The following is an 8,313-nucleotide window of genomic DNA, read 5'->3' as shown; positions in this document are numbered from 1 at the left end:
GGAACAAGTTCGGATGGATCTACATTAACAGATCTTTCAGATGATGATTCAGTTTTAGAAGATGACATTACAGAAACAGTAATGCCTCAAGAAAGTGGAATCGCAGTGATTAAAAGTTCAATATTTAATGATGAAAATAATGATGGCTTCGCAGACTTAGGGGAAACCATCACGTATAACTTCACAGTAACCAATGAAGGCGAATTAGCAATTACAAATGTTATCTTAACTGACGCTATGTTAGGTGGTGTAATTACCTTAGCATCAGGAGATTTAAATAATGATAATATATTAGCTGTTGATGGAATTTGGTTATACACAGCAAATTATACGATACTTCAATCAGATATTGATGCAGGTATTGTAAGTAATCAAGCCACAGTAACCGGAACAAGTTCGGATGGGTCTACATTAACAGATCTTTCAGATGATGATTCAGTTTTAGAAGATGACATTACAGAAACAGTATTACCTCAAGAAAGTGGAATTGCAGTTATTAAAACAGGTATTTACAATGATCTTGATGGAGATGGTTGTGCTAATGTTGGTGAAACTATAACCTATAATTTTACAGTAACTAACTTGGGTAATTCAAGTATAACTTCTGTAGAATTAAATGATACGATGTTAGGGGGAATAATGAACTTAGCTTCTGGTGACGATGATTCTGACAATGAGTTAGATATCGATGAAGTTTGGTTTTATACTTCAGATTACACTATAACACAATTAGATATTGATACAGGTATAGTCAATAATCAGGCTACAGTATCAGGGATCAGTACCGATGGTTCTGTTTTAACAGATTTATCAGATGATAATAGTACTCTGGAAAATGAGATCACAGAGATGCTTTTATGCCAAAGAGCAGCAATTGCAGTTGTTAAAATAGGTGTGATGAATGATGATAATGGAGATGGATGTGGTAATGTAGGTGAGACTATCGCTTATACGTTTGCTGTCACTAATGAAGGTAATTTAAGTGTGCCTTTAATAGAGTTAACCGATAACATGTTAGGTGGAGTAATGACTATGGTATCTGGTGATGATGATGGTGATAACATATTAGATGTTGACGAAACTTGGTTTTATTTTGGAGATTATACTTTAACGCAATTAGATATTGATGCAGGTGTGGTTACTAATCAGGCGACTCTAACAGGAATGAATATGATGGATGGTTCTATGATCATGGATCTGTCAGATGATGACAGTGAAATGGAAAATGATATCACAGTTACTCTAATATGTCAATCAGGATCTATATCTCTTGAAAAAGTAGGTGAATTTAATGATGCAAACGGAAATGGTTTTGCAGATATTGGAGAAACAATAGAATATACATTCACAGTTTATAACACCGGAATGATCACATTATATGACATTAATATAGAAGATCCACTTCCTGGTATTGTAGTAGATGGTGGTCCAATTGTGTATTTAGATTCAGGAGAAATAGATAATTCAACTTTTACAGCAACATACATACTTACTGAAGAAGATATAGTAAATGGTTCAATTACAAATCAAGCTGTTGTAACAAGCACTGGGGCTGATGGGAATATTTATACTGATACTTCTGATGATCCAAATAATTTTGATGATATAGATGCTAACAATGATGATGAACCAGATGATCCTACTGTAACGATCTTACCTGGATTAGTTGACCCTGATTTTGAAATATTTAATGGAATTACACCAGATGAAGATGGTGATAATGATTTCTTTAAAATCGTTGGAATAGAAAACTATCCAGATAATAATCTTAAAATATTTAATCGATGGGGAATTTTAATTTATGAAATGGATGGCTACGGTATTAATGGAAAAGTCTTTAAAGGAATATCCGATGGTCGTAGTACTATAAATAGAAATAAGGAATTACCTACAGGAACCTATTTCTATATACTGCAAAGGTTTATTGAAAGAGAAACTTTAACAGATAAAGGATATTTATATATAAAAAATAACTAAACCCCAAAAATCTTATGAAATATTATTTTTTATTACTGCTAGTTTTTATGAGTTTTAGTTTGAGTTTTTCTCAACAAGATTCACAGTATACACAATATATGTATAATACACAGGTTATTAATCCAGGCTATATAGGATCCAAAGAGGTATTAAATTTTGGGCTACTCTATAGGTCTCAATGGGTGGGGTTTGAAGGCGCACCAAAAACAGGAACATTTAATGTTAGTTCTCCTATTGGTGAAGATAAAAAAATGGGTTTAGGTCTGTCTATTGTAAATGATAGAATAGGTCCATCTGTAGAGACCAATATTGTAGTAGATTATTCATATTCTTTGCTTTTTTCAGAAGAGTCGAGATTATCCTTTGGTTTAAAGGGAGGTGTTAATTTTCTGAATGTAGATTATACAGAGTTAAATATTTTTGATGGTAATGATGCGCAATTTTCAGAGAATATTGATAATAAACTTCACCCTCAAATTGGCGCAGGAATTTATTATAACACTAACAAGTTTTATGCAGGGTTGTCAGTACCTAATCTTTTAAAATCTAAGCATTATAATTCTAATAGTATAGATAATATAAGCGAAGAAGATTTTGCTGTAGAGCGCTTGCACTATTTCTTAATAGCTGGATATGTATTTGATATTAATGAAAATTTAAAGTTTAAACCCGCAACAATGGTAAAGTATGTAGATGGCTCACCTCTTCAAGCTGATGTTTCTGCAAATTTTCTAATAAATGATAAGCTTACGTTGGGAGCAGCATATCGATTTGATGCAGCTATTACAGCTATGGCAGGATTTCAAATTACCAATAAGCTATTTATAGGCTTAGGGTATGATTACCAAACAACAAATATCGAAACTTATAGTGACGGATCGTATGAAATTTTCTTAAAATTTGATGTTTTTAAAAATGTTGAACGCATACTAACGCCTAGATTTTTCTAAACCAAACGATCATGAATACATACATATATAAAATAATACTATGCTTTTTATCATGTCTTTTCTTTGCGAGCTCTTTTGCTCAAATAGGAAAGCTAGAAACAGCGAATGCCAAATATGATAAATACCAATTTATAGATGCTCGAGAGATTTATTTAAAAGTTGTTGCAAATGGCTATCGGTCAGCTGAAATTTATAGGAAATTGAGTGAAACTTACTATTTTAATAGTGAGTATTCTGGAGCTTCAAAATGGTACTACAAATTGATCAATGAATTTCCAAATGATTTATTGGTCACGGATTACTTTAGAGCATCACAATGTTTTAAAAGTGCAGGTGATCTAAAAGAAGCAGAAAGATTAATGAAACTTTATGAAACTATGGGAGGAAAACCTTTAACCATAAATTCATATAAAAATGTAGCAGATACGTTATTTGAAAAGGGAGTTAATAATAAATTATTTGAACTAAATAAAATATCGGTTAATACAGAGTATTCAGATTTTGGTACAGCGTTTTATGGAAATAAAATTGTTTTTGCTTCAAGTGGTAAATCAGTTAACGATTTTAAAGGAAAATCAGTGGACTTGGCAGGATGGGATAATCAACCGTTTTTAGATTTATATGAGGTGGTTGTAGATGAAAACATGAATTTAAAAAAAGCCGAACTTTTAAAAGGAGATGTAAATACAAAGTATCATGAATGTACAGCAGTATTTTCTAAAGATGGAAATACAATGTACTTCACCAGAAATAATTTCTTGAACGGTAAGAAAAAAAGAGATAAAGATTTTGTGATAAGACTTAAGATGTATAAAGCTACAAAAACTGAAAATACCTGGGGAAATGTAATAGAACTTCCTTTTAACGGTGACAGTTATTCTATTGGTCACCCTGCATTAAATCCAAAAGAAGATAGACTTTATTTTGCTTCAGATATGCCTGGGACTTATGGAATGTCGGACTTATGGTATGTTGATATTTTAGAAGGAGGTACTTATAGTGAACCTGTAAATATGGGTGCAAAAATTAATACGGTTGCGAGAGAAACATTTCCGTCTATAAGTACAGAAAATAATTTGTATTTCTCTAGTACTGGTCACGAAGGTTTAGGTGGTTTAGATATCTTTTTAACTAAATTAAATAAAGATAGTCATGGTGAAATTGCAACTTTAGGAGAGCCAATTAATAGTACAAAGGACGATTTTGGATTTGTAATTAAAGAAGGAAGAATAGGTTATTTTACATCAAATAGAGATGGAGAAGAAGGCAGTAGAGGTGATGATATCTATCAAATGTGGGAGCGTTGCGAAATCAAAATTCAAGGTCCGGTAACAGATGAGGATACAGGTGCATTAATCCCTAATGCAGAGGTAACGTTATTAGATAGTAACAATAATGAAATTCTATCGTTAATCACTGGAGATGATGCACTTTTTACATTAACCTTAGATTGTAATGAACGATATATTATTAGAGCCCATAAAGAAGGGTATAATCCTAAAGAAGAAATTTTTGAAACACCTAAAAATCCAAAAACAATAGAGATGCCAATTGTTTTAAACATGCCTTTAACACTTAAATTATCAGATCCTTGTCTGCCTAATGATTTAGGTTGTAAACTAACTTTACAACCCATTTATTTCGATTATGATCAGTCTGATATTCGTATAGATGCAGAAATAGAATTAGCTAAAATTGTAGCTGCTTTAAAAGAATATCCGCAATTAAAAATAGATATAGAATCTCATACAGATTCTAGAGGTAGGGACGCGCATAATTTAAGACTATCTAAACGTAGAGCAAAATCTACATTACATTGGTTTTATGATAATGGAATTGCAAGAAACAGGTTGTCTGCCACAGGCTATGGGGAGTCTCAGTTAATTAACAACTGTGTTAATAATGCAGAGTGTAGTGAAGAAGAACACCAATTAAATCGTAGGTCAATATTTATAATTAGAGAATAACTAATAAATATAGTTTCTATAGTTTATACCTTGTTTGTGCCATGCAGACAAGGTTTTTTGGTTTTATAGAATACCTTTTATGAAAAGATTGATGCATTTTAAACTTTTACTTGGTATTTTTACGGCATGACAGAAGAACAAGTCATCTTAGTAGATGAAAACGATAAGCAAATAGGATTAATGGCAAAGATGGAAGCGCACGAGAAAGCACTTTTGCATCGTGCATTTTCTGTGTTTGTATTTAATGAGAAGAAAGAACTAATGCTTCAGCAACGTGCTTTACATAAATATCATACTCCTGGGTTGTGGACAAATACATGTTGTAGTCATCAACGTGATGGTGAAAGTAACTTAGATGCAGGTAAGCGACGTTTACAGGAAGAAATGGGTTTTGTAACCGAATTAGAAGAAAAAACAGCTTTTATTTATAAAGCACCTTTTGAAAACGGATTAACTGAGCACGAGTATGATCATATTATGGTAGGGCATTTCAATGCTGAGCCTATAATTAATCCAGAAGAAGTTGCAAGTTGGAAATGGATGAGCTTAGATGCTGTAAAAAAAGATATCTCAGAAAATCCTGAACGGTATACAGCTTGGTTCAAAATTATTTTTGAAAAGTTTTACAAATTTATAAACGTTACTAAATAATGCAAGTCACCGTTCATAGAAAAGCACATTTTAATGCTGCACATAGACTTTATCGAAAGGAATGGAGTTTTGAGAAGAATCAAGAAGTCTTTGGGTTGTGTAATAACCCTAACTTTCATGGTCATAATTACGAGTTAATTGCAAGCGTTACAGGAGAAATAGATCCAGAAACGGGTTATGTTATAGATATTAAAACTTTAAAAGATTTAATAAAATTAGAGGTGGAAGACGCTTTCGATCATAAGAATTTAAACATTGAAGTTCCAGAATTTAAAGATTTAAATCCTACAGCAGAGAACATTGTTGTTGTTATTTATAATAAACTAAAATCAAAACTAGATTCTAAATTTCATCTCGAGATCACCCTGTACGAAACACCTAGAAATTTTGTAACCTATTCAGGTAAGTAGTTGTATGAAAAACAGATTGTACCCTATAAAATTTCAACCTATATTAAAAGATAAAATATGGGGAGGGCAAAAATTAAATAAATATTTTAATAAAAATTCTAAATCCAAAAACTTAGGAGAAAGTTGGGAAATAAGTATAGTTAAAAATGACATATCTGTTGTTTCTAATGGTGAATTAAAAGGAGAATCTCTGCAAGAGTTAGTCGATAACTACAAATCGAGACTTTTAGGGAGTAAAAATTGGAAGCATTTTGGAAATAAATTCCCTCTATTAATCAAATTTATTGATGCCAAACGAGATTTAAGTATTCAATTACATCCAAACGATGAGTTAGCAAGAAAAAGACATAATTCATTTGGTAAAACAGAAATGTGGTATGTAATGCAAGCCGATGTTGATGCTAATCTTATTGTAGGATTTAATCAAAAAGTAAATAAAGAGATTTATTTAAAGCATCTAAACGAAAAATCTTTAACAAAAATTTTAAACTTCGATAAAGTAAAAGAAGGAGATACTTATTTTATTGAGGCAGGAAGAATACATGCTATAGGCGCAGGTGTGTTGTTAGCAGAAATCCAACAAACTAGTGATGTAACGTATCGTGTTTATGATTGGGACCGTGTTGATGATGACGGTAATGAAAGAGAATTGCACAATGATATTGCCATTGACGCTTTTAATTTTGAAATGGAAGATGATTTTAGAATAGATTATAAAATAGAGAAAAACACATCTAATAAAATGGTTGAGTGTCCTTTTTTTACGACCAATTTTATAGAAGTAAATTCAAATTTAGACATAAAGAATTCTAACGATTCATTTATGATTTATATGTGTGTAGATGGAGAAGTTGAAATTTCTACTAAAGATTCAGTCGATCATATCTCAAAAGGAGAAACAATATTAATTCCTGCAGAAGTAGAAAATTTTAAACTAAAATCTAATTATGCAAAACTATTAGAAGTATATATTTAAAACTTCCGATAAAAAGTGAACAAGAGAATCATTAAACTAAAAGGATTTAGTATTTTTGCGGTTATTATAAATTAAAATTATTATGGCAAATAAAAGAGAATTAAAAAAAGATATCAATTACGTATTAGGAGATATTATTGAAGCAGTTTACGTTTGGGAATTAGCAAATGCAGAAAAGCCTACAAAAGAGAGTGAAGCAGTGATCGATGAAGCAATCGGAACCTTCGATGAGTTAATTACTCGTGTTAATGACAGAAGTGTAGAAAATAAGAAATCTCATTTTAAAGCGATAAGTGCTGATTTAGAGACTAAAGGAAGAGGTCTTATTGAAAAAATAAATAAATTAAAATAAATTTATTTGCATATTTAAAAATCTATTTTAAATTTGCGCTCGCTTACCGAAATATATGGTAAGCTTTTTTTGCCGATGTAGCTCAGCTGGCTAGAGCAGCTGATTTGTAATCAGCAGGTCGTGGGTTCGAGTCCCTCCATCGGCTCTTCTTTAAAGCTCTAACTATTTCAAAGTAGTTAGAGCTTTTTTATTGCCTATAAATCTTGCTACTTCATAAGTTTTTTCTATAAATCTGTTTCAGCAAGCTCTCTAACAAAATAAATAAAAACCCTTTCTCTGCATTATACTATTAAATTTGCATAATATGTTTACTACTTATAATAGACGATTCAATTTAGACTAGTAAAAATTCGTTTAGTGATGTAGACAAAGGTTCTTCTTAATATATAATTACAGTCTACCATATAAAATAAAATAGCTCTCAAGTTATTTTTGGGCATTCCGTTTTTGCTTTTAAGGAGCAAAACCGTCGCGTCATCCGCTATATCTTTTTTTAGAAGGTGCATTTATAATAGAATAATGCCTTACTTATATATGGTATGTATACCATTTAATGATTTATAGAATAAAAAAAGGATGCCGCTACTACCGCTAATGCGTACATATCATATAAAATAATAAGACAAGTACATTTTAAAATCAAGCCAGAGTAGGGGATATAGCAGATATCAACTACAAAATCAATAAATATTCACAGCTTAAAACACAGAAAGCAAGCCAATTAAAACATTCTCAAAAATAAAGCCTAAAAAAGGCTTGTCAGTTTTAAAAAGGGTTCTATATTTGCACCCCGAAACAAAAACAGTTAGTTGTGTTTCGGAACGTTCATTGTCAGACAGTTTTGGTTTAGAAAAGAGATTAAAATCTTTTTCAAATTAAAGTTGTGGGAATGAAAAAAGGGTTTTATATTTGCACCCGCTTAACAAAACAACGTTAAGAGAAAGTAAAGAAACAAGTTCATTAACATATTGAATTGACAGCGTAAGAATCAACTGGAAACGGTTGATTTAAAACAAGAGAATAAATCATT

The 8,313-nt window shown here is 31.3% G+C and carries 7 protein-coding genes and 1 tRNA gene; all 8 read left to right on the top strand.

Going from position 1 to position 8,313, the window contains the following annotated elements:
* On the top strand, positions 1-1,977 hold a 1,977-nt coding region (locus HM985_RS16660; RefSeq protein ID WP_179377349.1), incomplete at its 5' end, for a DUF7507 domain-containing protein.
* 14 nt (positions 1,978-1,991) lie between these two features.
* The gene (locus tag HM985_RS16655) at positions 1,992-2,927 is read left to right on the top strand and encodes a PorP/SprF family type IX secretion system membrane protein (protein ID WP_179377348.1); all 936 of its coding nucleotides are present in this window, start codon (positions 1,992-1,994) and stop codon (positions 2,925-2,927) included.
* Positions 2,928-2,938: 11 nt separating this feature from the next.
* Positions 2,939-4,894, top strand: a complete 1,956-nt coding sequence (locus HM985_RS16650) for an OmpA family protein (protein WP_179377347.1) — start codon at positions 2,939-2,941, stop codon at positions 4,892-4,894.
* A 126-nt stretch (positions 4,895-5,020) separates the two neighbouring features.
* Entirely contained in the window at positions 5,021-5,545 is a 525-nt protein-coding gene (gene idi / locus HM985_RS16645) for an isopentenyl-diphosphate Delta-isomerase (RefSeq protein ID WP_179377346.1), read from the top strand.
* The gene (locus HM985_RS16640; RefSeq protein WP_179377345.1) at positions 5,545-5,955 is read left to right on the top strand and encodes a 6-pyruvoyl trahydropterin synthase family protein; all 411 of its coding nucleotides are present in this window, start codon (positions 5,545-5,547) and stop codon (positions 5,953-5,955) included. The genes idi and HM985_RS16640 overlap by 1 nt, the downstream gene beginning before the upstream one ends.
* 4 nt (positions 5,956-5,959) lie before the next feature.
* Complete coding sequence (locus HM985_RS16635) at positions 5,960-6,931, top strand: type I phosphomannose isomerase catalytic subunit (RefSeq protein ID WP_179377344.1); 972 nt, start codon at positions 5,960-5,962, stop codon at positions 6,929-6,931.
* A gap of 82 nt (positions 6,932-7,013) precedes the next feature.
* Positions 7,014-7,283 carry a hypothetical protein gene (locus HM985_RS16630; protein WP_179377343.1) on the top strand — a complete coding sequence of 90 codons (270 nt, stop codon included), beginning with the start codon at positions 7,014-7,016 and terminating at the stop codon, positions 7,281-7,283.
* A 71-nt stretch (positions 7,284-7,354) separates the two neighbouring features.
* A tRNA-Thr gene (locus HM985_RS16625) sits at positions 7,355-7,428 on the top strand.
* Positions 7,429-8,313: the final 885 nt, after the last annotated feature.

The organism is Winogradskyella wichelsiae (assembly GCF_013403925.1).
Taxonomy (GTDB): domain Bacteria; phylum Bacteroidota; class Bacteroidia; order Flavobacteriales; family Flavobacteriaceae; genus Winogradskyella; species Winogradskyella wichelsiae.
The sequence above is the reverse complement of the archived record's forward strand: the minus strand, read 5'-3'. Positions and strand labels throughout refer to the sequence as shown.

Excerpts from the sequence above, each read along its gene's own strand:
- idi (WP_179377346.1), top strand. The coding sequence starts at position 5,021 with ATGACAGAAGAACAAGTCATCTTAGTAGATGAAAACGATAAGCAAATA.
- HM985_RS16635 (WP_179377344.1), top strand. The coding sequence starts at position 5,960 with ATGAAAAACAGATTGTACCCTATAAAATTTCAACCTATATTAAAAGAT.
- HM985_RS16650 (WP_179377347.1), top strand. The coding sequence starts at position 2,939 with ATGAATACATACATATATAAAATAATACTATGCTTTTTATCATGTCTT.
- HM985_RS16640 (WP_179377345.1), top strand. The coding sequence starts at position 5,545 with ATGCAAGTCACCGTTCATAGAAAAGCACATTTTAATGCTGCACATAGA.
- HM985_RS16655 (WP_179377348.1), top strand. The coding sequence starts at position 1,992 with ATGAAATATTATTTTTTATTACTGCTAGTTTTTATGAGTTTTAGTTTG.
- HM985_RS16630 (WP_179377343.1), top strand. The coding sequence starts at position 7,014 with ATGGCAAATAAAAGAGAATTAAAAAAAGATATCAATTACGTATTAGGA.